Origin of the sequence: Arthrobacter sp. SD76 (assembly GCF_049726125.1) — a bacterium.
GTDB lineage: Bacteria > Actinomycetota > Actinomycetes > Actinomycetales > Micrococcaceae > Arthrobacter > Arthrobacter nitrophenolicus.
Map to the genome: position 1 here is coordinate 2,063,700 of NZ_JBNBLR010000001.1, position 22,862 is coordinate 2,086,561.

General features: G+C 66.7%; 14 protein-coding genes and 4 pseudogenes. 5 read left to right on the forward strand and 13 right to left on the reverse strand.

The window, feature by feature from the left end; genetic code table 11:
* Positions 1 to 30: 30 nt before the first annotated feature.
* The 8 genes and pseudogenes from ACPEE0_RS10265 to ACPEE0_RS10300 all read right to left on the reverse strand — a co-directional run.
* Positions 31 to 699, reverse strand: a complete 669-nt coding sequence (locus ACPEE0_RS10265; RefSeq protein ID WP_009357651.1) for a lysophospholipid acyltransferase family protein — start codon at positions 697 to 699, stop codon at positions 31 to 33.
* Positions 686 to 1,402 carry an HAD hydrolase-like protein gene (locus ACPEE0_RS10270; RefSeq protein WP_424574445.1) on the reverse strand — a complete coding sequence of 239 codons (717 nt, stop codon included), beginning with the start codon at positions 1,400 to 1,402 and terminating at the stop codon, positions 686 to 688. Before ACPEE0_RS10270 ends, ACPEE0_RS10265 begins: the two co-directional genes overlap by 14 nt.
* A gap of 69 nt (positions 1,403 to 1,471) precedes the next feature.
* Positions 1,472 to 4,396, reverse strand: a complete 2,925-nt coding sequence (uvrA, locus tag ACPEE0_RS10275; RefSeq protein WP_424574446.1) for an excinuclease ABC subunit UvrA — start codon at positions 4,394 to 4,396, stop codon at positions 1,472 to 1,474.
* A gap of 49 nt (positions 4,397 to 4,445) precedes the next feature.
* Complete coding sequence (locus ACPEE0_RS10280) at positions 4,446 to 4,826, reverse strand: GntR family transcriptional regulator (RefSeq protein WP_009357648.1); 381 nt, start codon at positions 4,824 to 4,826, stop codon at positions 4,446 to 4,448.
* 54 nt (positions 4,827 to 4,880) lie between these two features.
* Entirely contained in the window at positions 4,881 to 6,545 is a 1,665-nt protein-coding gene (locus tag ACPEE0_RS10285; RefSeq protein WP_424574447.1) for an ABC transporter ATP-binding protein, read from the reverse strand.
* 88 nt (positions 6,546 to 6,633) lie between these two features.
* A complete protein-coding gene (locus tag ACPEE0_RS10290; RefSeq protein ID WP_424575266.1) occupies positions 6,634 to 7,269 on the reverse strand; it encodes an ABC transporter ATP-binding protein in 636 nt (211 codons plus the stop codon).
* The gene (locus ACPEE0_RS10295; protein WP_424575267.1) at positions 7,233 to 8,405 is read right to left on the reverse strand and encodes an ABC transporter transmembrane domain-containing protein; all 1,173 of its coding nucleotides are present in this window, start codon (positions 8,403 to 8,405) and stop codon (positions 7,233 to 7,235) included. Before ACPEE0_RS10295 ends, ACPEE0_RS10290 begins: the two co-directional genes overlap by 37 nt.
* Before the next feature lie 147 nt (positions 8,406 to 8,552).
* Positions 8,553 to 9,322: pseudogene (locus ACPEE0_RS10300) on the reverse strand (trans-aconitate 2-methyltransferase); the annotation flags it as partial.
* A gap of 97 nt (positions 9,323 to 9,419) precedes the next feature.
* On the opposite strand from ACPEE0_RS10300, the gene ACPEE0_RS10305 reads away from it, so the two are divergent.
* The 3 genes and pseudogenes from ACPEE0_RS10305 to ACPEE0_RS10315 all read left to right on the forward strand — a co-directional run bounded on the left by ACPEE0_RS10305 (position 9,420) and on the right by ACPEE0_RS10315 (position 13,829).
* A complete protein-coding gene (locus ACPEE0_RS10305) occupies positions 9,420 to 11,960 on the forward strand; it encodes a DEAD/DEAH box helicase (protein WP_424574448.1) in 2,541 nt (846 codons plus the stop codon).
* A 51-nt stretch (positions 11,961 to 12,011) separates the two neighbouring features.
* Entirely contained in the window at positions 12,012 to 12,527 is a 516-nt protein-coding gene (locus ACPEE0_RS10310) for an N-acetyltransferase family protein (RefSeq protein WP_424574449.1), read from the forward strand.
* Positions 12,520 to 13,829 (forward strand): annotated as a pseudogene (locus tag ACPEE0_RS10315) (alpha/beta fold hydrolase). The gene ACPEE0_RS10310 and the pseudogene ACPEE0_RS10315 overlap by 8 nt, the downstream one beginning before the upstream one ends.
* On the opposite strand, the gene ACPEE0_RS10320 reads toward ACPEE0_RS10315, so the two are convergent.
* The 4 genes and pseudogenes from ACPEE0_RS10320 to coaE all read right to left on the reverse strand — a co-directional run bounded on the left by ACPEE0_RS10320 (position 13,815) and on the right by coaE (position 19,950).
* Positions 13,815 to 15,179 (reverse strand): MFS transporter, encoded by a 1,365-nt coding sequence (locus tag ACPEE0_RS10320; RefSeq protein ID WP_424574450.1) that lies wholly within the window; start codon positions 15,177 to 15,179, stop codon positions 13,815 to 13,817. The pseudogene ACPEE0_RS10315 and the gene ACPEE0_RS10320 overlap by 15 nt on opposite strands.
* 107 nt (positions 15,180 to 15,286) lie before the next feature.
* The gene (locus ACPEE0_RS10325) at positions 15,287 to 16,315 is read right to left on the reverse strand and encodes a TerC family protein (RefSeq protein WP_035752533.1); all 1,029 of its coding nucleotides are present in this window, start codon (positions 16,313 to 16,315) and stop codon (positions 15,287 to 15,289) included.
* Positions 16,316 to 16,534: 219 nt separating this feature from the next.
* Positions 16,535 to 18,633, reverse strand: a pseudogene (gene uvrB, locus ACPEE0_RS10330) (excinuclease ABC subunit UvrB).
* An 87-nt stretch (positions 18,634 to 18,720) separates the two neighbouring features.
* Entirely contained in the window at positions 18,721 to 19,950 is a 1,230-nt protein-coding gene (coaE, locus tag ACPEE0_RS10335) for a dephospho-CoA kinase (protein ID WP_424574451.1), read from the reverse strand.
* 102 nt (positions 19,951 to 20,052) lie between these two features.
* Here coaE and ACPEE0_RS10340 point away from each other — a divergent pair, with 102 nt between their 5' ends.
* Both ACPEE0_RS10340 and ACPEE0_RS10345 read left to right on the forward strand, forming a co-directional pair.
* Positions 20,053 to 20,739 carry an IMPACT family protein gene (locus ACPEE0_RS10340; protein WP_424574452.1) on the forward strand — a complete coding sequence of 229 codons (687 nt, stop codon included), beginning with the start codon at positions 20,053 to 20,055 and terminating at the stop codon, positions 20,737 to 20,739.
* Positions 20,723 to 21,244, forward strand: coding sequence for a GNAT family N-acetyltransferase (locus tag ACPEE0_RS10345; RefSeq protein WP_424574453.1), 522 nt, complete (start codon positions 20,723 to 20,725; stop codon positions 21,242 to 21,244). The genes ACPEE0_RS10340 and ACPEE0_RS10345 overlap by 17 nt, the downstream gene beginning before the upstream one ends.
* 79 nt (positions 21,245 to 21,323) lie before the next feature.
* On the opposite strand, the pseudogene rpsA reads toward ACPEE0_RS10345, so the two are convergent.
* Positions 21,324 to 22,798 (reverse strand): annotated as a pseudogene (gene rpsA / locus ACPEE0_RS10350) (30S ribosomal protein S1).
* Between the last annotated feature and the right edge of the window lie 64 nt (positions 22,799 to 22,862).

A 22,862-nucleotide genomic window follows, 5' to 3' on the forward strand; every position in this document is an offset into this window, starting at 1 on the left:
CCGGGCAGAACCCACTGCCGTACCGCCGGACTAGTCGACCGCTTTGCTTTGGTTGTAGCTGGTGGACCGCTCCTGGCCGCTGAGTTCCGCGATGGCATCCATGATCCGGTCTGTCACCTCGCGCCGGGCCGGCAGCGAGTGGTCCGGGCCGGTCTTGTCGAAGTACAGCGGCTCCCCCACCTTCATGGTGAAGTGCTGGGGCCGCACGCCTTTCTCGCCGGCGCGCTGCAGGTTCTCCGTGCCAACCAGGCCCACGGGGATTACCGGCGCCCCGGTGGTCAGCGCAAGCCAACCCACCCCGGTGCGTCCGCGGTAAAGGATGCCGTCCCGGGAGCGCGTGCCCTCGGGGTAGATGCCGATGCCGCGGCCGGACTCGAGGATATCCAGGAGGGTCTTGAGTGCCTGGACACTCGCTGCCTGCTCGCCGCGCTCCACGGGAATGGAGCCCACGGACTCGAAGAAGGCCTTCATGACCTTGCCTTTGATCCCGCCGGTGGTGAAGTACTCGGCCTTGGCGAAGAAAGCCACCGGCCGCGGCATCAGGGCCTGGACGATGACGCTGTCGAAGAAGGACAGGTGGTTGGGTGCCACGATGAAGGGGCCGTCGGTGGGGACGTTTTCAATGCCGACGACGGTGGGCCGGCAGGTGCCGGCGATCAGGCTCCGCGTGGTCCAGCGGACCGCTTCAAACATTTCCATCGTTTGTCACCTCGCTCATGGCTGCACTGTGGATGGCCTGCAGCCGGTCGATGACGTTCACCAGTTCTTCGGCCGTGTGCACGACCGCCACGGAACCGGCATTCTCCAGTTCGCCGTCGGGAGCGAATCCCCAGGCAACGCCGATGCAGTCGAGTCCGTTGGCAATGGCTCCGGAGACGTCCTGGGCGCGGTCCCCCACCATCAGGGCGTGCCGGGTGTCCAGGTCCTCGAGGGCGGCGGCGATGATTTCCGTCTTTCCCATCGGCACGCCTTCGATGGCCGTCTCGTCGTCGGCCGAGCCGCGGATGCTGAGGAACAGCCCGTCAATGCCGTGGTGCGCCAGGACCTTTCGGGCAAGGTTCTGCGGTTTCTGCGTGGCCACGGCCACCGGCTTCCCGGCGGCCGCGAAGGATTCCAAAACTTCGCGGACGCCCGGGTACAGCCGGCTTTGGGCGATGCCGGTGGCCACGTAGTGCTCGCGGTACCGGCGGATAACCTCGTCCAGATGGCGGGCGGGCACCTGTGCCACGTTGAGCAGCGAATCGCTGAGCTTGGGGCCGATCATGGCTTCGAGCAGGTCCTGGCCGGGAACGGGAAGCCCTACCGCGGTGAGGGCCGCCGCAATTCCGTCTGTTATTCCACCGGCCGGATCGACAAGAGTGCCGTCCAGGTCAAAGATCACGGGCACTGTTGTTGAAGTCACCGGGTTAGTTTCTCACGTCAGCAGCAGTGCCTGAAACTCGCATGCCCGCAGTGGAATATTTCTCCTGCCCTAGCCCAGGATTTCGGCCAGGAACGTGGCCGTATGGCTGGTGGTGGACGTCGCCACCTGCTCTGGCGTGCCTGTGGCGACAATCTGCCCGCCGCCGGAGCCGCCGTCCGGGCCAAGGTCCACGATCCAGTCCGCGCTCTTGATGACGTCCAGGTTGTGCTCGATGGTGATGACGGTGTTGCCCTTGTCCACCAGGCCCTGCAGGACCAGCAGCAGCTTGCGGATGTCCTCGAAGTGCAGGCCGGTGGTGGGTTCATCCAGCACGTATACGCTCCGGCCGTTGGACCGCTTCTGCAGCTCTGCCGCCAGCTTGACGCGCTGCGCCTCACCACCGGAGAGGGTGGTGGCCGGCTGGCCGAGCCTGACGTAGCCCAGGCCCACGTCCACCAGGGTGTTCAGGTGCCGCGCGATGGGCGAGAACGCAGCGAAGAATTCCGCGGCCTCCTCGATGGGCATATTGAGGACCTCGGCGATGGTCTTGCCCTTGTAGTGCACCTCCAGGGTTTCCCGGTTGTACCGGGCCCCGTGGCAGACCTCGCAGGGGACGTAGACGTCCGGCAGGAAGTTCATCTCGATCTTGAGCGTGCCGTCGCCGGAGCAGGCCTCGCAGCGCCCGCCCTTGACGTTGAAGGAGAACCGACCGGGAAGGTCGCCGCGGACCTTGGCTTCAGAGGTCTCGGCGAAGAGCTTGCGGATGTTGTCGAAAACGCCCGTGTAGGTGGCGGGGTTGGAGCGCGGCGTGCGCCCGATGGGGCTCTGGTCCACGTGGACCACCTTGTCCAGGTGCTCAAGGCCCTGGACGGTCTTGTGGCGCCCTGCCACCTGCTTGGCGCCGTTGAGCTTGTTGGCCAGCACCTTGTACAGGATCTCGTTCACCAGGGTGGATTTGCCGGAGCCGCTCACCCCGGTCACCGCCGTAAAGAGCCCGAGCGGGAAAGCAGCGTCAACGTTGTTGAGGTTGTTCTCGCGGGCACCCACCACCTTGAGCTCGCGCTTCTTGTCGTACTTGCGCCGCTTCTTGGGAACATCGATGCTCTTGCGCCCGGACAGGTAGTCGCCGGTCAGGGACGCGGTGTTCTCCAGGAGCTCCTTGTAGGAACCGGAGTGCACCACCTGGCCGCCGTGCTCACCGGCGCCGGGTCCGATGTCGACGATCCAGTCGGCGACGTGGATGGTGTCCTCGTCGTGCTCCACCACGATCAGGGTGTTGCCCATGTCGCGGAGCCGGGTGAGGGTGTCGATGAGCCGCCGGTTGTCGCGCTGGTGCAGGCCGATGGACGGCTCGTCCAGGACATAGAGCACGCCCACCAGGCCGGAACCGATCTGGGTGGCCAGCCGGATGCGCTGCGCCTCGCCGCCCGACAGCGTGGCAGACGGGCGCTCAAGGTTCAGGTACTCCAGCCCAACGTCCAGGAGGAACGTCAGGCGCGCCTGGATTTCCTTGAGGACCTGGTGCGCGATCTGGGCTTCGCGGCCGGTCAGGACGAGGTTGTCCAGGAACGCGGCGCAATCACGCATGGGAAGGGCAGCAACTTCGGCAATGGACTTGCCGTTGATGAGCACCGACAGGGACGCAGGATTCAGGCGCGCACCGTTGCAGGCAGGGCAGGGAATCTGCCGCATGTACTCCTCATACCGGTCGCGTGCCCAGTCGGAGTCGGTTTCGCCGTGCTTGCGGTGAACGTACTGGATGGCACCTTCGAATCCGGTGCTGTACTTGCGTTCCCGGCCGAAGCGGTTGCGGTACTGCACCACCACTTTGTGGTCCTTGCCGTGCAGGACGGTCTGGCGGACGTCCTTGCCCAGTTTCTCCCACGGGGTGTCCATCGAGAATCCGAGTTCCTTCGCCAGGCCCTCGAGGAGCCGGTTCCAGTATTCGGTGGTGGCAGTTCCCATCGACCAGGGGGCGATGGCGCCCTCGGACAGCGAGAGCTCCGGGTTCGGAACGATCAGTTCCTCGTCCACTTCGAGCTTGGTGCCGATGCCGCTGCAGGCCGCGCACGCGCCGAAGGGGTTGTTGAAGGAGAAGGACCGGGGCTCGATCTCGTCGATGGCCAGCGGATGCTCATTTGGGCAGGCGAGGTTCTCGGAGAACGCGCGGATGCGTCCGGGATCATCCGCTTCAAGGTCCACGAACTCCGCCAGGACGCGGCCCTCAGCCAGCCCCAGCGCGGTTTCGATGGAGTCCGTGAGCCGCTGGCTGATGCCTTCCTTGACCACCAGCCGGTCCACCACCACCTCGATGGTGTGCTTGAACTGCTTGCCCAGCTTGGGCGGATCGCTCAGCTGGACGAGGTCGCCGTCCACCCGCGCCCGGGAGTAGCCCTTGGCGCTGAGTTCCTTGAAGAGGTCCACGAACTCGCCCTTGCGCCCGCGCACCACCGGGGCAAGGACCTGGAAGCGGGTGCCTTCGTCCAGCTCGAGCAGCTGGTCGACGATCTGCTGCGGTGTCTGCTTGGCAACGGGCTCGCCGCAGACGGGGCAGTGCGGCCGGCCCACGCGTGCCCAAAGAAGGCGCATGTAGTCGTAGATCTCGGTGATGGTGCCAACGGTGGAGCGCGGGTTCTTGCTGGTGGACTTCTGGTCGATGGAAACGGCCGGTGACAGGCCTTCGATGAAGTCGACGTCCGGCTTGTCCACCTGGCCGAGGAACTGGCGGGCGTACGCGGAGAGCGATTCGACGTAGCGGCGCTGGCCTTCGGCGAAGATCGTGTCGAACGCCAGCGAGGACTTGCCCGAGCCTGACAGGCCGGTGAAGACGATCATCGCATCGCGCGGCAGGTCCAGGTCCACGTTCCGCAGGTTGTGTTCGCGGGCGCCCTTCACCACCAGCCGTGACAGGTCGTGGCGCTGCACAATGCCGGTGGAGGGCTCGGTGACGGAGGTGGGTTCGATGGCGGTTTCTTCAGCTAAGGCTTTAGGCACCCAATAATGCTAATCGAAAACTTCTTCGAAACCGCCACCCGCCAGGGCCCTAGCCGGCGTCGTAGGCTGCCGCCAGCAGCTTCACGGCTTCGGCAAACGTTGCCCCCTGCGACTTGGCGGCTTCGGCGTAGGCCGCGGCGGCCGCGGAGAGCCCGCTGAGACGTTCATCACGTGCGCTGACCACGGTCCCGTTCCGGCCGCGGGTTGCCACGACGCCGGCCGCCTCCAGCTCCTTGTACGCCCGCGCCACCGTGTGCGGGGCCACGTCGAGGCTTTCGGCCAGGACCCGGACGGCAGGGAGCCTCGTGCCCGGGGGCAGCGCACCGCTGTCGGCCAGGTGGATGATGCGGAGCCTTAGTTGCTCGTACAGCGCTACCGTGCTGGCGGTGTTGGGCTTCCAGGTCCCGGGGAAGTCGGGGACAGACCTCACCGGCCCGCCTCGAGGACCCCGGCGCGGCCTGGACGGGCAGCAAACTGGGCGTAGTCAGAGCCGGGCGTAGTAGCTGTTGGCCGCCAGGAGGTTCTGGTGCGTGCCGTGCTCGACGATGCGTCCGTGGTCCATGACCAAAATTAGATCAGCGTTCCGTACGGTGGCCAAACGGTGGGCAATCACGAAACTGGTCCGGCCCTGCCTCAGCTGCTGTGTGGCCTGCCGGATCATCAGTTCGGTCCTGGAGTCCACGGAGCTCGTTGCCTCGTCCAGGACCAGGACGGCGCGGCCTGCCAGCTGCGCCCGGGCAATGGTGACGAGCTGGCGCTGGCCCCGGCTGAGGGGTTCACCCCCGTCCTCGAGCACGGTGTCGTATCCGTCCGGCAGTGCCCGGACAAAACGGTCAACATGGCTGGCCTCTGCCGCGGCGAGGATGCCGGCCTCGGTGGCGCCCGGCAGGCCGTAGGCGATGTTCTCGCGGATGGTGCCCCCGAACAGCCAGGCGTCCTGGAGCACCACGCCGAACTGTGCACGCAGCCGGTCCCGGTCCATCAAGGCGGTATCGGTTCCGCCGATGGTGATCCGGCCCGAGGTTGGGTCATAGAAACGCATCAGGAGGTTCACCACCGTGGTTTTCCCTGCTCCGGTGTGGCCCACGACGGCCACCGTCTGCCCGGGCTCCACCCTGAACGAAAGGTTGCGGACGGCCGGGGACGAGCCCGGGTAGCCGAACGTCACGTCGTCGAACTCGATCGGTCCGCCGGGCGCCGGCAGTCCTGCGGCGGCGTCAGGGGCGGCAGCCTCCTCCGCTGCGTCCAGCAGGTCAAAAACGCGGGCGGCGGACGCGGCGCAGGACTGCATGACATTAAGCAGGCCGCCGATCTGTCCCACCGGCTGGGTGAAGAGCCGGCTGAACTGGATGAATGCCTGGATTCCGCCGATGGTCATGGCACCCGCTATGACCTGGAGGGCCCCGATGACGGCCACCGCGATGTAGTTCAGGTTGGACATCAGCACCATGAGCGGCTGGACGATGCCGGCTGAAAACTGGGCTTTGGTGGACGCCCGGGCCAGCCGCGAGTTGCTGCCCGCAAAAACGCCGGCTGCCCGGGACTGGTATCCGAAAGCTTTGATGACTTCATGGCCCGTGATGAATTCCTCGGCGTGCGCATTGAGCTCACCGGTTTCCGTCCATTGCCGCGCGTAATGCATCTGGGACCTGCGGGCCATGAGAACGGTGATGCAGGTGGACAGCGGCACGGTGGCGAGGGCGATGGCAGCCAGCAGCGGAGAGATCCAGAGCATCATGGCGAGCGAACCGGACAGCATCAGGACGGACATGATCAGCTGTGTCAGGAGCTGGTTCAGCGCCTGGGCGATGTTGTCGATGTCGTTGGTGGCCCTGCTCAGGAGGTCCCCGCGGGAGCTGTCGCGGTAGTAGGCGGCGGGCAGCCGGTGCAGTTTGTCCTCCACGGCAGCCCTCATGTTGTACATCAGCCCCTGGACGGAACGTGCTGTCAATGCGCCCTGGATCCAGTTGAACAGCGACGCGAAGACGTACATCACCGCCACTGCCGCGAGCAGCAGGACCAGGCGGTCCTGGTCCATGCCGCCGCCGGAGACACCATCAACCACCACATCCGTGGCGTCGCCCAGGTACTTGGGCGCGGCCACGTTCAGGCCGGCGAACGCGCAGGTGGCAGCCACGGCGCCGAACATCAGCCGCCGGAACGGCCGCAGCAGCCCAGGAGCCGCCGGGCTGTGGGCCGGAAACCTGCGTCTGCCGCCCCGGCGCCGGCAGGGACTGTCACCGCGGGCCGTCCAGGGCCAGCTGCGATTCCGCGATTTCCCGGTACGTGGACGACGTCTCCAGCAGCTCCCGGTGCGTGCCCTGCGCAACCACCTGGCCGCCGTCGAGCACCAGGATCAACTCCGCACACTCGACGGTGGAGACGCGTTCGGCCACGACAAGGATGCTGGCGGCCGCCAGTTCGGCGTCCAGCACCTGCCGCAGCCGCGTGTCCGTGTCGTAGTCGAGGGCCGAGAAGCTGTCGTCGAAAAGGTACAGGGATGATTTGCGGAGCAGTGCACGGGCTATGCAGAGCCGTTGGCGCTGGCCCCCGGACAGCTTGGTTCCGCCCTGCCCCACGGGCGTTTCGAGGCCAAGGGGCAATTCGCTCATGAAACGCATGGTCTGCGCCTTTTCAAGGACCTCCCACAGTTCCTCGTCCGAGGCGCCGGGTGCTGCCATCCGGAGGTTCGCTGCGATGCTGCCGGAAAACAGGTGTGAGTGCTGCGGCACTATGGACATGGCGCCGCGCAGCACTTCCAGGGGCAGGTCCTTGATGTTGACGCCGTCGAGTGTAATGGCGCCTTCGGTGGTGTCGAGGAAGCGCGGGACCAGGTTCAGCAGGGTGGTCTTTCCGCTGCCCGTGGATCCCACGATGGCCGTGGTGGTGCCGGGCAGCGCTGTGAAGGTGACACCGGCGAGGACAGGTGCCTCGGCCCCGGGATAGGAAAAGCCGACGCCGGTGAACTCCACGGTGCCGCCCGGCGGGACGGACCTGCCGGGCCCGTCCTGGGCAGCGCCGGAAGGACGCGGCCGGCACGTTCCCCGGGATCCGTCACCGAAGGCTCGGTGTCCAGCACCGCGCCGATCCGTTCGGCGCACACAGCTGCCCGCGGCGCCGTCATCAGGACGTACATCGACATCATGATGGCCAGCAGGATCTGCATGATGTAGGCGATGAACGCGGTGAGCGCACCGATGTTCATCTGGCCGGCCTGGATGCGCTGCCCGCCGAACCACACGATTGCCACCGAGGACAGGTTCACCACCAGCATGATCATCGGCAGCATGGCGGCCACGAGCAGGGCCGACTGGAGGTTGTTGGCAGTGAGGCCGCCGTTGACGCGGGCGAAGCGGTCCTTCTCATGCTGCTGGCGCACGAAGGCCCGGATGGTGGTTACTCCCATGATCTGCTCCCGCAGGATGCCGCCGGCATGGTCCAGCAGGTCCTGCCCCTCGCGGTACAGCGGGATGAGGCGCCGCACGATGGCGGACATGATCAGCACGAGCAGCGGCACGATGACGATGATGACGCCGGACAGTCCCACGTCCTGCTGGAGGGCAAGGATGACCCCGCCCAGGCCCATGGCAGGCCCGGCGACCAGCATGGTGAGCACCAGGAGCGCGAACGCCTGGATTTGCTGGCTGTCATTCGTTGCCCGGGTGGTGAGGCTCTGGGTACCAAAGCGGGCCACCTCGCGCGAGGACAGGGATTGTATCTTCAGGAAGATCTCCGCCCGCAGTTGCTGGCCAAGCTTCATGGCAGTGGCTGCACCGAAGTAGCCTGCTCCGATGGCCGCGGCCGCCTGCACCGCGGCAATTCCCGCCATGACAAGGCCAAGGCGGTGGATGACCGGGGTGTTGCCTGGCACGATGCCATCGTCGATGATCGCCGCATTAATGGTGGGGAGCAGGAGGTTGGCGGCGGCCTGCACCAGTTGCAGGAGGACGACGGCGGCAACGGAACCTTTGTGCGCCATGAGCAGCCGCCCCATGAGTCGGATCAGCAACGCACCTCCAGAAGGTCGGGAAACCTGCGGGGTGGCGGCAACCGTCCCCCACCAGCCACAACGCTCATTGTAAGGCAGATCACTTACTATTCTTGTCAAACGCGTGACCGCTTCAGTAGAGCTTGTCCTGCGAGTGGACGTGCTGGTTCTGCGCCCCACCGCGAAGATCCGGCGGAAGGGGAAGACCGTGCCGTGCCGTCCCGGCGGGTAGGCGGTGCGGAGCGCCGCGGCATACTCTGCTTCGAATTCCCTGCCCCGTCCGGTGACAAGACGGCAAGCACGGGGCGCAGGGCCGTGCCGCGGACCCACTCAAGGACGGGGTCATCGCCCGGCAGGACCTGCTGGTACGTGGTTTCCCAGGCATCTGCGGTGCAGCCCGCGTCGAGCAGGATGTTAAGGTCAGTCCGCCGGCTCCCCCACCGATTCCCCGCCCCGCAGCACGCCGTCGAGTTCCGGTGCCCAGCGGGCCGAGGCTGCAAGGTCCCGCAGCAATGTGTGGGAGGGCGCCCCGAAGTTCCCCGGCACCTGCATGCCGAACCAGGCGCCGGGACGCAGGGCGGCCAGCCACTCCCGCATCAGGTCCTGGTGCCGGGCACCCATTGGAGGGCGGCGTTACTGACCACCACATCGGTTTCCGCCGACGGCATCCAGCCCGCGATGTCGATCCGCTCGAACCTCAGGCGCGGATGCCGGGCGGCCACAGTGCCTGCCTTGTCCAGCATTTCCGCCGACGAGTCCACGCCCACCACCTCGGCTTCCGGCCACCGCCCGGCCAGCGTGGCTGTCAGGTTTCCCGGGCCGCAGCCCAGGTCCACCACCTTTTCCGGCCGGTCCGCGATGATCCTGCCGGTGAGGTCGAAAAACGGCCGGTTCCGGTAGTCACCAAACTGGACGTAGATCGCCGGATCCCATTTCATAAGCTTCCCCGCTGCCTGGTTGTGTCACAGATACCGCGAAGCCTAGCCGGGCATGCGGCGGATTTCCGGGAGCACCCTGGCACTAAGCTGGAAATCAATGAAACTCGTTGACCAGATGACCGATCTGCCCCGGAACTCCTCCGCCGCCGTCGATCCCGATGACCTGTACACCCGATTTGTCGAATGGACGGAAAGCCGCGGCCTGGCGCTGTACCCGGCGCAGGACGAGGCCATCATGGAACTGGCCACGGGCGCCAACGTCATCCTGGCCACCCCCACCGGGTCCGGGAAATCGCTGGTTGCCATCGCCGCGCATTTCCAGGCCATGGCCCAGGGCCGGCGCAGCTACTACACGGCACCCATCAAGGCGCTGGTGTCAGAGAAGTTCTTTGCCCTGTGCGACATCTTCGGTGCCGAGAACGTCGGCATGATCACCGGCGACTCCGGAGTCAAGCAGGACGCACCCATCATCTGCTGCACCGCCGAGATCCTGGCAAACACGGCCCTGCGTGAGGGCGCGGCAGCCGAGCTGGGCGCCGTCATCATGGACGAGTTCCATTTCTACTCTGATCCCCAGCGCGGCTGGGCCTGGCAGGTGCCGCTGCTGGAACTGCCGCAGGCCCAGTTCCTGCTCATGTCCGCCACCCTGGGCGACGTTACCCGGTTCGAGAAAGGCCTGACCGACCTCACCGGCCGCCCCACCACCACGGTGAGTTCGGCCGAGCGGCCCATCCCGCTGCACTTCTACTACCACGAGACCCCCGTGCACGAGACGCTCGAAGAGCTTCTCACCACCAAACAGGTCCCCGTCTATGTGGTCCATTTCAGCCAGATCGAGGCGATAGACCGGGCCCAGACGCTGATGAGCATCAACGTCTGCACCCGTGAGGAAAAGGACAGGATCGCGGAGCTGATCGCGAACTTCCGGTTCGCCGCCGGCTTTGGCAAGACACTTAACCGGCTGGTCCGGCACGGCATTGGCGTGCACCACGCGGGCATGCTGCCCAAGTACCGGCGCCTGGTGGAACAGCTCGCCCAGGCCGGCCTGCTCAAGGTCATCTGCGGCACCGACACCCTGGGCGTGGGGATCAACGTTCCCATCCGCACCGTGCTGCTCACCGCTTTGAGCAAGTACGACGGCGTCCGCACCCGGCTGCTCAACTCACGCGAGTTCCACCAGATCGCGGGACGTGCCGGCCGCGCGGGCTACGACACCGCCGGGACCGTGGTGGTCCAGGCCCCCGAGCACGTGACGGAAAACGTCAAGGCGATGGCGAAGGCCGTGGCAAAGTTCGGCGACGACCAGAAGAAGCTGCGCCAGGTGGTGAAGAAGAAGCCCCCCGAAGGCTTCGTGTCCTGGGGCGAACCCACCTACAAGCGCCTGGTCGAATCCGTGCCGGATCCGCTCACGTCCAGTTTCACCGTCACCCACGCCATGCTCATGAACCTCATGGAGCGGCCCGGCGATCCCTTCGCGGCGGCGCGGCGGCTCCTGACCGAGAACCACGAGCCCCGCTCCTCGCAGCTGCAGCTGATGAAGAAGGCCCTCGGCATCTACCGCGAGCTGCTGGCTGCGGAGGTGGTGGAACGGATCCCGGCGGACCAGCAGGAAGCGGACGGCCGCAGCGTCCGCCTCACCGTCCACCTGCAGCCGAACTTCGCGCTCAACCAGCCGCTCTCCCCCTTCGCACTTGCTGCGCTGGAGCTCCTTGACCCGGAGTCGCCGTCGTACGCCCTGGACGTTGTGTCCGTGATCGAGGCGACGCTGGAAAAGCCACGCCAGATCCTTTCCGCGCAGCAGAAGAAGGCGCGGGGCGAAGCCGTGGCTGCCATGAAGGCGGACGGCATCGACTACGACCAGCGGATGGCGATGCTGGAGGAGGTCACCTATCCGCAGCCGCTCGCGGACATCCTCGGGGAAGCCTTCGAGGTCTACCGGAAGGCGGCCCCCTGGGTGGGCGACTTTGAACTGGCGCCCAAGTCCGTGGTGCGGGACATGTACGAACGCGCCATGAACTTTGGTGAGTTCGTGCAGTTCTACGGGCTGGCCCGCTCGGAAGGCATCGTGCTGCGGTACCTTGCGGACGCCTTCAAGGCACTCCGGCAGACCGTGCCGCAGGACATGCTGCGGGAGGACCTCGAAGACCTCACCGCCTGGCTCGGCGAAATGGTGCGCCAGGTGGACTCGAGCCTCCTGGATGAATGGGAGGAACTGGCGTCCGGGGCCATGCCCACCCCGCACGACGCACCGCCGCCTCCCCCGCCGTCGCTCACCTCGAACATCCGGGCCTTCCGCGTGATGGTCCGCAACGAGATGTTCCGCCGCGTTGAACTGTTCGCTGACGAGGACGCGGCGGCCCTGGGAGAACTGGATGCTGGTTCGGGCTGGGACCGGGACCGGTGGGAAGACGCCCTGGACGACTACTTCGACGAGCATGACGACATCGGGACCGGTCCCGATGCCCGTGGCCCGGGGCTGCTCATCATCACGGAGGAAGCCGGCCTGTGGAAGGTGCGGCAAATCTTCGACGATCCTTCCCGGAACCATGACTGGGGCATCTCCGCCGAGGTGGACCTGGCGGCGTCGGACGAAACCGGAACCGCCGTGGTGCGGGTCATGGACGTCAACCGGCTCTGACGCAGGCCTTGCCTGCAGCAGGCAGAACGGGCCCGGCGGTAAGCTCGAACAATGAGTGTTATCCGCCCCGCAACCGAACACGACGTGCCCGCGATCCTTCGCATGATCCACGAACTGGCCCACTACGAGAAGGAACCGGACGCCGTCCGCAACACTCCGGAGATGCTGCGGCAGGTCCTCTTCGGTGAGAACCCGCGCGTCTTTGCCGCCATGGCCGAGAACGAGGCCGGAGACGTCCAGGGCTTCGCGCTCTGGTTCCTCAACTACTCCACCTGGGAAGGCGTGCACGGCATCTACCTGGAAGACCTGTACGTGAGCCCGGAGGCGCGCGGCGAGGGCCACGGCAAGGCCCTCCTGCAGCACCTTGCCGCCATGGCGGTGGAGAACGGCTACGCCCGGGTGGAGTGGAGCGTCCTGGACTGGAACGAGCCGTCCATCAACTTCTACCGCCGCCTGGGGGCCCGCCCGATGGACGGGTGGTCCACTTTCAGGCTCACCGGTGACGCCCTCGAAAAGTTCGGCAGCGCCACATCCGCCACCGCCGTCCCTGCAGCGGCCCATGGCTGAAGCAGGCCACGAAGTCCGTGCCCGGCACGAATTCCGGGGCATGCGCACGGTGGAGCACTGCTTCACCGTGCCGCTTGACCACTCCGCACCGGACGGCGAGGCCATCACGGTCTTCGCCCGGGAGTATGTCTCGGCATCCCACAGCGCGGATGCGGCGCAGAACCTGCCCTGGCTGCTGTTCCTGCAGGGCGGCCCGGGCGGCCGCGGCAACAGGTTCGGCTCCCTCGGCGGCTGGGCAAGGCTGCCGCGAAGGAGTTCCGGATCCTGATGCTGGACCAGCGCGGCACCGGGCTCTCCACCCCGGTGGACCGCAACACCCTGCCGCTGCGCGGCACGGCGGCGGAGCAGGCTGCCTACCTGGAGCACTTCCGGGCGGATGCCATCATTGCCGACGCTGAACTGATCAGGAAGGCACTCGGTTCGGGACCCTGGACAGTGTTCGGCCAGAGTTACGGCGGTTTCTGTGCGCTGACCTACCTGTCCCTTGCCCCCGGCGGACTGAAGGAGGTCCTCATCACCGGCGGACTGGCGCCCCTGACCGGCCCCGCCGACGACGTCTACCGGGCCACCTTCCAGCGGGTGGCGGCGCGCAACGCCGAGTACTTCAGCTGGTACCCGGAAGACCGCACCATGCTGGAGCGGATCGCAGGCCACCTGCGGACCACGCCGGAGTTCCTGCCCGACGGCGGCCCCCTCACCGTGGAGCGCCTCCAGATGCTGGGCGCCTTCCTGGGCGGCAACACCAGGGTGGACAGCCTGCACTACCTGCTGGAGGACGCCTTCACCGAAACCCCCGCGGGGCCGAGGCTCTCCGACCCGTTCCTTGACCAGATGCAGGGCATCGTCGCGCCGGTCCAACCCGCTCTATGCCCTGATGCATGAATCCATTTACGCGCAGGGCCAGGCAACCGACTGGTCGGCATGGCGCGTACTGGCGGAGTACCCGGAATTCCGCCCGACGCGGAGCCGCTGCTGCTCACCGGCGAGATGGTCTACCCCTGGTACTTCGAGCAGGATCCTGCCCTCCAGCCCCTCCACGAGGTGGCCGGGCTGCTCGCCGCGAAACAGGACTGGCGCCCGCTCTACGATGTCCGGCAGCTTGCCGCCAACCGGGTGCCGGTGGCGGCGGCCGTCTATTCCGAGGACATCTACGTGGACCGGAAGCTGTCCCTGGAAACGGCCGCCGCGGTCCGCGGGCTCGAGGTCTGGGAGACCGGTGATTTCCACCACGACGGCATCGCCGATGACGGTGAAGGGATTTTCAGCCGCCTGCTGGGAATGGCGAGATCAGGCCGCCGCTGAGGCCCGGCGCCCCGCCAAGCGGGTCACGAAGGCTGCGGCCAGGACGAGGGCGCCCACCACGCCGCCCAGCATGTTCAGCCCCAGGTAGCCGGTCCAGCCGAGCACCAGGCCGGAGACCGCGCCCCCTACTGCCCCCGCCGCGCCCATCAGCATGTCCGAGACGCCCTGCACCACCACACGGGATTCCTGTCCGACGCTCTCGGCCAGCAGGGTGGACCCGGAGACGGTCGCGGCGGACCAGCCCATGCCCAGCAGCACCAGGCCGACCGCGACGGCTGCGGTGGATCCCTGCCCGAATCCCGCCACAAGGACAGCGGTGATCAGCAGCATGCAGCCGATCATCACGGTCTCGGTCCGGCCCGCCTTGTCCGTCAGCCAGCCCATGACCGCAGACAGTGCGAACATGCCGGCGATGTGCAGGGAAATAGTGAAGCCGATGATGACCAGCACATCGCCGGACGCCGTATGGCCGGCGTGGGATGCCGCGGGTCCTTCCACGAGGTGCTGCAGGTGCAGCGGAGTCATGGACATAACGCCCACCATGACGGCGTGGGCCCCGACGACGGCGGCGACAGCCAGGAGGGCCATGCGGGAGCCGCGGATTGCCTGCAGTCCGCGCTTGAGCGATCCCGGCGGCCTCGAGGTGCCAGGGTGCGCAGGCTGCTGCCCTGGCTGCCGGGACGTCCCGGGTCCCGGTGCCGTCTCAGCGGCGGAGGCGAGGTCACGGGCAAGCAGGAGCGGGTCCGGCCGGAGCCCGGCAAGCACCAGTGCGCAGGCGATCAGGAGCCCGGCCCCTGAAATCACGAACGGCCCGGCTATCGGCGGCAGGCCTACGGCCTGGCCCACAACGGTGCCGGGCTGGATGAGGTTAGGCCCGGCAACGGCTCCTACGGTCACTGCCCAGACGACGGTGGACAGGGCCCTGCCCCGATGTTCGGCATCTGCGAGGTCTACGGCGGCGAACCTGGCCTGCAGGTTCGCGGCGGTCCCCACTCCAATGCCCGCGGCGCCCAGCACGAGCAGGACAAAGATCCCGGTGACCACGGCCAGGACCATCAGTACAGTGCCGGCCAGGGCGGCGGAGAGGCCGGCCACCTGGCCCATCCGCCGGCCCCTGCGGTCCGCCAGCGAGGCGAGCGGCAGGGCGGCCAGCGCCGCCCCGAGGGTCATGACCGTCGCCACGGCGCCCGCCCACGCGCTGGAGCCGGACAGTTCAACAGCGAGGATCGAACCAATGGACACTGTTGCCCCCGTGCCGATTCCGCCAAAGACCTGGGCGGCTGCCAGCAGGGCGACGGTGCGCCGCTGCACCCGCCGCACATCGTCGTCGGTCATCACCGTGGGGGCCATGGACAGAGCATAGTCCCCGGCGGCGGCCTCCCAAAGGGGTAATTAAAGAGCAGCAGTCCCGGCCGCTCGCGTGGCCGGGACTGCTGCTGATATCGGGCTGGGAGACGTTAGTCGACGTCGCTGTGGCTCTTGCGGGCGTCTTCTTCCAGGCGCGGATCCAGGTGCGCCACCTTGGCCTTGGAGCTGACCAGGCTGGCGATCACCGCGATGATGATGGTGCCGACAATGACGGCCAGGGACACGAACGTGGGGATCTCGGGAGCCCATTCGATGTGCTGGCCGCCGTTGATGAACGGCAGCTCGTTGACGTGCATGGCGTGCAGCACGAGCTTGACGCCGATGAACGCCAGGATGAAGGACAGCGCGTGCTTCAGGTAGATCAGGCGGTTCATCAGGCCGCCCAGCAGGAAGTACAGCTGGCGAAGGCCCATGAGGGCGAACAGGTTGGCGGTGAACACGATGAACGGGCTCTGCGTCAGGCCGAAGATGGCCGGGATGGAGTCCACCGCGAACAGCAGGTCCGTGAGGCCGATGGTGATGAACACGATCAGCATGGGGGTGAAGACCTTCTTGCCGTTCACCGTGGTGCGGAGCTTGCCGCCGTCGAACTTCTCCGACATCGGGATGACCTTGCGGATCTTGGCAATGAGCGGGTTTTCCCGGTCTTCCTCGTCTTCGCCCTCGTCCTGGGCCTGCTTCCATGCGGTCCACAGCAGGAACGCGCCGAAGATGTAGAACACCCAGCTGAACTGCTCGATGACGATGGCGCCGAGCAGGATGAAGATGCCACGCAGGATGAGCGCGATGATGATGCCCACCATCAGCACTTCCTGCTGGTACTTCCGGGGCACCGAGAACCTGGCCATGATGATGATGAACACGAACAGGTTGTCGATGCTGAGGCTGTACTCCGTCACCCAGCCGGCAACGAACTGGCCGCCGTATTCAGGGCCGGTGAAGGCGAACATGGCCCCGGCGAAGACCAGGGCGAGGGTGACGTAGAAGGCCACCCACAATCCGGCTTCCTTCATGGAGGGCTCGTGGGGACGGCGGACCACCAGCAGGAGGTCGATGAGGAGGATCAGGCCGAGGACGACAAAGGAGCCGACCTCGAACCACACGGGCAATTCGAGCACAGGGTAGCCTTTCGCAGGGTACAGAGATGCAGTGTAAGTCTCTCCGGCCTGCCAGTGCACTTGGTGCTGATGCGGCGGCCCGCTACGCCCGGCGGGGCAACCATGCCCTGCGTGTTGACGATCGTAGCGCTCGGGATACTCCCCTACGTGACCTTAACTGTACATGAGCCGGGAGCGTTGCCGCTCCCGGCTTACGTTGGGTGTCGCCCGGGCGACGGGTCAGGCGTGCCCCGCCGCCTGCATCTGGCGCAGTTCCTTCTTCAGTTCGCTGACCTCGTCGCGGATCCGGGCGGCCACCTCGAACTGCAGTTCCGCAGCGGCCCCGTGCATCTGCTCGGTGAGCTGCTCGATGAGCCCCACCAGGTCCTCAGCAGGCGCAGCAGCCAGTCCGTCGGCGCGGACCTGCGCTGATGCCTTGGCTCCGGACTTGCTGCGCTTGGCACCCTTGGCCAGCCTGTTATTGTTCAGGAGTTCCTGGGTGTCGGCGTCTTCCCGGGCCAGTTGGTCGGTGATGTCCGCGATCTTCTTCCGCAGCGGCTGGGGGTCCACGCCGTGCTCGGTGTTGTAGGCCACCTGGATGGCGCGGCGCCGGTTGGTTTCATCGATGGCGCTGGCCATGGAATCGGTAATCCGGTCCGCGTACATGTGGACCTGGCCGGACACGTTACGCGCTGCGCGGCCGATGGTCTGGATCAGGGACGTGGAGGACCGCAGGAAGCCTTCCTTGTCCGCGTCCAGGATGCTCACCAGGGACACCTCCGGAAGGTCCAGGCCTTCCCGGAGCAGGTTGATGCCCACCAGGACATCGAAGCTGCCCAGCCGGAGCTCGCGCAGCAGCTCGACGCGCCGGAGCGTATCGACGTCGGAGTGCAGGTACTCCACCTTCACACCGTGGCTCAGGAGGTAATCCGTGAGGTCTTCCGCCATGCGCTTGGTCAGCGTGGTGACCAGGACGCGCTCGTCCTTCTCCACGCGTGTCCTGATCTCGCCCAGGAGGTCGTCGATCTGGCCCTTGGTGGGCTTGACGATGACCTCCGGATCCACCAAGCCGGTGGGCCGGATGATCTGCTGGACGAAGCCGTCCGCCTTGCCGAGCTCGTATTTACCGGGCGTGGCGGACAGGTAGACGGTCTGGCCGATCCGCTCCAGGAACTCGTCCCATTTCAGCGGCCGGTTGTCCATGGCGGAAGGCAACCGGAATCCGTGGTCCACCAGGGTCCGCTTGCGGGACATGTCGCCTTCGTACATAGCACCGATCTGCGGGATGGTCACGTGGGATTCGTCCACCACCAGCAGGAAGTCGTCCGGGAAGTAGTCCAGGAGGCAGTGCGGGGCGGATCCTCCGGCGCGGCCGTCGATGTGGCGGAGTAGTTCTCGATGCCGTTGCAGAAGCCCATCTGCTGCATCATTTCGAGGTCGTAGGCTGTGCGCATCCGCAGGCGCTGCGCTTCCACCAGCTTGTTCTGCCCCTCCAGGACGGCCAGCCGTTCGGCCAGCTCGTCCTCGATGGACTTGATGGCGCGGCTCATGCGTTCCGGACCGGCCACATAGTGCGACGCCGGAAAGACGTACATTTCCGTTTCCTCGCGGATGACTTCGCCGGTGACGGGGTGCAGGGTGTAGATGTTCTCCACTTCGTCCCCGAAGAACTCGATCCGGAGCGCGAGTTCCTCGTACATCGGGATGATTTCGACCGTGTCGCCGCGCACCCGGAACGTGCCGCGGTGGAAGTCCATGTCATTGCGCGCATACTGCATGGAGACGAACTTGCGCAGCAGCACATCCCGGTTCATCTCCTGTCCCTTGCGGAGCGTGACCATGCCGGCGATGTACTCTTCCGGCGTGCCCAGGCCGTAGATGCAGGAGACCGTGGCCACCACCACAACGTCCCGGCGGGTCAGCAGCGCATTGGTGGCGGAGTGCCGGAGGCGCTCCACTTCCTCATTGATGGACGAGTCCTTCTCGATGAAGGTGTCCGTCTGGGGAACGTACGCCTCAGGCTGGTAGTAGTCGTAGTAGGAGACGAAGTACTCCACCGCATTGTTGGGCAGCAGCTCCCGGAACTCGTTGGCCAGCTGCGCGGCGAGGGTCTTGTTCTGGACCATCACCAGGGTGGGGCGCTGGACCTGCTCGATGAGCCAGGCGGTGGTGGCGCTCTTGCCGGTGCCGGTGGCGCCGAGCAGCACCACGTCCTTCTCGCCGTTGTTGATGCGCTCCGTCAGCTCCGCGATGGCGGCCGGCTGGTCACCCGCAGGCTTGAACTCGCTGATGACCTCAAACGGCGCTACAACACGGTTAATATCCTGCGCAAGGCTCATGGATCTAATCTACAACCGGGCACCGACAGAACGGGCCGAGTCCGTTACGGGCGAACAGGGCAGCGGGTCACCGGGTCACCGCAGGTTTCAGGACGCGTACGACGGCGGCTGCCACCCTGCGCGTTCGGCCCACCGTTCCATGGGTTCTTCGGCATTCCGGAACCACTCCTCCTCGGCCTCCGCGTAGCCTTCGGTGGTTGGGTCGCCTGCATGCTCGTCGGCCAGCCGCCGCTTGAGTGCCAGGTAACCGGCGGCGGCGTCCGGATCGGTGCGCAGCCAGTCCCGGAAGCACAGGGCGAACCGCCATCCGGGCGACCCCGCAGCCCGCACATGCAGGTTGACGTCGCGGCCGGGGTCGGCGCTTGCATGGAACCGCTTGTACCAGTCCTCCGGCCGCGGATGGCCCGGCTTGGGGGCATCTGCGGAACTGCCCGGAACGAAGGGGAACCCGGCGGCGGACACGATCGGGGCCAGGGTGTCTGCTGCGGCAAGGTCAGGGACGGCGAGCTGGAGGTCGATGACGTCCTTGGCCTCGAGGCCCGGGACGGACGTGGAACCGATGTGCTCCAGGCTGAGGCCGTTGACGTCCACCGCCTCCTGGCGGGCAAGGGCGGCACGGATCCGGGCCATGATGCGGTGTGCCTCCCGCTGCCATTCCGGGCGGGACGGGAGCAGGACGGGTCCGCCTTGCCGGGCGGCGCGGACCCCTTGGGCGATGTTCAGCGCAAAGGGCTGCAGGCGTCCCTTCCAGAGCCGGTCCACCTGCTCCAGCAGTTCCGCGACGCTGCCCGAATTGTCCAGGACCACGTCCGCGGCGGCCAGCCTGTCATCCCGGGACGCCTGGGCCTGGATGCGGGAGCGGGCGGCCTCCGCGGTCATCCCCCGGTGCTCAAGCATGCGCTGCACCCGCACGTCTTCCGGGGCGTCCACCACCACGACCAGATGGAAGTCGCTCCCCTGCCCGGTCTCCACCAGCAACGGGATGTCCTGCACCACCACGGCGTCGTCCGCGGCGGCTGCCACGATGGCCGCGGCGCGGGACCGGACAAGCGGGTGGACAATCCCGTTGAGGGCCGCAAGCCGTTCCGGCTGCCCGAAGACCAGCGCGCCGAGACGGGCACGGTCCAGCCGTCCGCCGTCGTCGAGCATCTCCGCGCCGAACTCGGCCACGATCCTGGCCAGCCCCTCGGTACCGGGCTCCACGACTTCACGGGCCAGCGCGTCCGCGTCCACCAGGACGGCGCCCAGCTCCTCCAGCCGCGCGGCCACCATTGATTTCCCTGAGGCGATTCCGCCGGTCAACCCGATCTTCAGCACGGCTCCCACCCTATCCCCCACCGCAGCCCTACCCTCGCTGCGCTCGGCCATGGATTCCGGGCGGCGTGGGCCCACCCACCATGGCTAGACTGGGCCGGGTGCATGAGCAAGAGAGCAGGGCGGCGTCCTGACACCACCCTGGCCGCGGGTCCGGACTTCCGCCACGAGCTGGAGATCAAGCGTTCGCGGTTCATCACCGTCCTCCGGCGGGCCGGCAACGAAGAGGATGCCCGGGACCTGGTGTCAGGCCTCCGCCGGGAGTTCCACGACGCCCGGCACCATTGCTCCGCGTTCATCATCGGACCGGACCGGGACATCCAGCGGTCAAATGACGACGGCGAGCCTTCCGGGACGGCCGGAATACCGATGCTGGAAGCCCTGGCCAAGAGGGAAACCGCGCCCGGGGTGGCGGATCTCAGCGACGTCAGCGCCGTTGTCGTGCGCTATTTCGGCGGCGTGCTGCTGGGAGCGGGAGGCCTGGTCCGCGCCTACTCGGAATCGGTCTCCTCAGCGCTGTCGCTGGTGCCCCTGGTGCGGCGCAGCCGGCTGCGCATTTGTTCCGCGGCGGTATCCCACGCCGCAGCAGGCAGGCTGGAAAACGACCTCCGGGCCGCCGGTTTCGTAATGGCCGGGACCAGCTACGGCGCCCGGGACACGGTCCTGCGCCTGGCTGTTGCCGATAACGCCGACGCGATCGCCGCTGCAGCGGAACGGCTGCAGGTGCTGACCGCCGGCAGCGTTGAGCTGGCCCCGGAGGGAACGGAGTGGGTGGATGCGGCACTTGCCTGACGTGTCCCTGGTGGACGTGGACGACGCCGTCATGGAGTCGCTCCTGGCCCTCGCGAAGCGGGACGCGTCACCGGACGAGGTGGCTCCCCCGCTGGGCGGGCCCGGCTGGAAGCCGGAACGCACCGCATGGTTCCGCAGCTACCACCGGGCCGCGGCTGAGGGCCTGGACGGGAAGGCCGGCGAAAAATCCTGGGCCATCCTCAGCGGTGCTGACCTTGCCGGATCCATCCGGCTTCGCCGTGTTGAGCCGGGCTACGGCGTGGCGGGCCCTCAAGACGGTGCCGTGGCTGAGACGGGGATCTGGCTGGGCAGGAGCTTCCGGTCCCGGGGCATCGGGAGTGCCGCGCTGCTCCTGGTCCTGGCCGAGGCCCGCAGGGCGGGACTGGCGCGGGTGGTCGCCCGCACCCTGGCAGGCAACGGAGCGGCGCAGCATCTGCTTGCGTCGGCGGGCGGGCACCTGCAGCCCCAGGCCGACGGAACTGTCCTCGCCGTCGTCGAACTTTAGTCCGGCAGTTAAACGCACGATGGGCCCCTGCTTCCGCAGGGGCCCATTGTGTCAGCCCGGAAATCCGGGTTGGCGGCGATTAGTTGCCGGTCAGCTTCTCGCGCAGGGCGGCAAGAGCCTCATCCGAAGCCAGGGTGCCGGCGCCGGTGTCGGCGGCAGCAGGCTCGGAGGAGTAGCTGGTGGCGCCGGAGTCGCTGTCACCGGACGTTGCAGCTGCAGCGTCGTCGGCAGCGTGCTGGGCAACCTGCTTCTTGTGTGCTTCCCAGCGGGTCTGGGCGTCAGCGTACTGCTGCTCCCAGGCGGCGCGCTGGTTCTCGTAGCCCTCGAGCCATTCGTTCGACTCGGGGTCGAAGCCCTCGGGGTACTTGTAGTTGCCCTCTTCGTCGTACTCTGCGGCCATGCCGTACAGAGCGGGATCGAATTCGGTGCTGTCGGCGTCGACGCCCTCGTTGGCCTGCTTGAGGGACAGCGAGATGCGGCGGCGCTCGAGGTCGATGTCGATGACCTTGACGAACAGCTCGTCGCCAACGGAGACAACCTGCTCGGCCAGCTCCACGTGGCGGACGGCCAGCTCGGAGATGTGGACCAGGCCTTCGATGCCGTCTTCGACGCGGACGAACGCACCGAACGGAACGAGCTTGGTGACCTTACCCGGAACAACCTGGCCCAGGGCGTGGGTGCGGGCGAAGGTCTGCCACGGGTCTTCCTGCGTAGCCTTGAGCGACAGGGAGACGCGCTCGCGGTCCAGGTCGACCTCGAGAACCTCGACGGTGACTTCCTGGCCAACCTCGACAACCTCGGACGGGTGGTCGATGTGCTTCCAGGACAGCTCGGAAACGTGAACCAGGCCGTCTACGCCGCCCAGGTCCACGAAGGCACCGAAGTTGACGATGGAGGAAACGACGCCGGGACGGACCTGGCCCTTTTCCAGTTTGTTGAGGAAGGTGGAGCGGACCTCGGACTGGGTCTGCTCGAGCCAGGCGCGGCGGGACAGCACAACGTTGTTGCGGTTCTTGTCCAGCTCGATGATCTTGGCTTCGATCTGCTGGCCGATGTACGAGCCAGGTCGCGCACGCGGCGCATCTCGACGAGGGATGCGGGCAGGAAGCCGCGCAGGCCGATGTCGAGGATAAGACCACCCTTGACAACCTCGATGACGGTACCGGTGACAACACCGTCTTCTTCCTTGACCTTCTCGATGTCGCCCCAGGCACGCTCGTACTGAGCACGCTTCTTGGAGAGGATCAGACGGCCTTCTTTGTCTTCCTTGGTGAGCACCAGGGCTTCGACCTGATCGCCGACGGAGACAACTTCTCCGGGATCAACGTCGTGCTTGATGGACAGCTCGCGGGAGGGGATGACACCTTCGGTCTTGTAACCGATGTCGAGCAGGACTTCATCGCGGTCGACCTTGACGACGGTACCTTCGACGAGGTCTCCGTCGTTGAAGTACTTGATGGTGGCGTCGACTGCTGCGAGGAAGTCCTCAGCGGTACCGATGTCGTTAATCGCGACTACGGGGGTACCGGGCTTCTCGGTGGAGGTGATGGTCATGTAGTAGGGGCTCCGTTGTGGATAGTTAGTCGGTCAGGCAAACCGGCGCGCCCGCGTTATGGAA

Excerpts from the sequence above, each read along its gene's own strand:
- ACPEE0_RS10265 (WP_009357651.1), bottom strand. The coding sequence starts at position 699 with ATGGAAATGTTTGAAGCGGTCCGCTGGACCACGCGGAGCCTGATCGCC.
- ACPEE0_RS10285 (WP_424574447.1), bottom strand. The coding sequence starts at position 6,545 with ATGTTCGGCGCCGTGGCTGCCACCTGCGCGTTCGCCGGCCTGAACGTG.
- ACPEE0_RS10305 (WP_424574448.1), top strand. The coding sequence starts at position 9,420 with ATGAAACTCGTTGACCAGATGACCGATCTGCCCCGGAACTCCTCCGCC.
- ACPEE0_RS10310 (WP_424574449.1), top strand. The coding sequence starts at position 12,012 with ATGAGTGTTATCCGCCCCGCAACCGAACACGACGTGCCCGCGATCCTT.
- ACPEE0_RS10320 (WP_424574450.1), bottom strand. The coding sequence starts at position 15,179 with ATGGCCCCCACGGTGATGACCGACGACGATGTGCGGCGGGTGCAGCGG.
- ACPEE0_RS10340 (WP_424574452.1), top strand. The coding sequence starts at position 20,053 with ATGAGCAAGAGAGCAGGGCGGCGTCCTGACACCACCCTGGCCGCGGGT.
- ACPEE0_RS10345 (WP_424574453.1), top strand. The coding sequence starts at position 20,723 with ATGCGGCACTTGCCTGACGTGTCCCTGGTGGACGTGGACGACGCCGTC.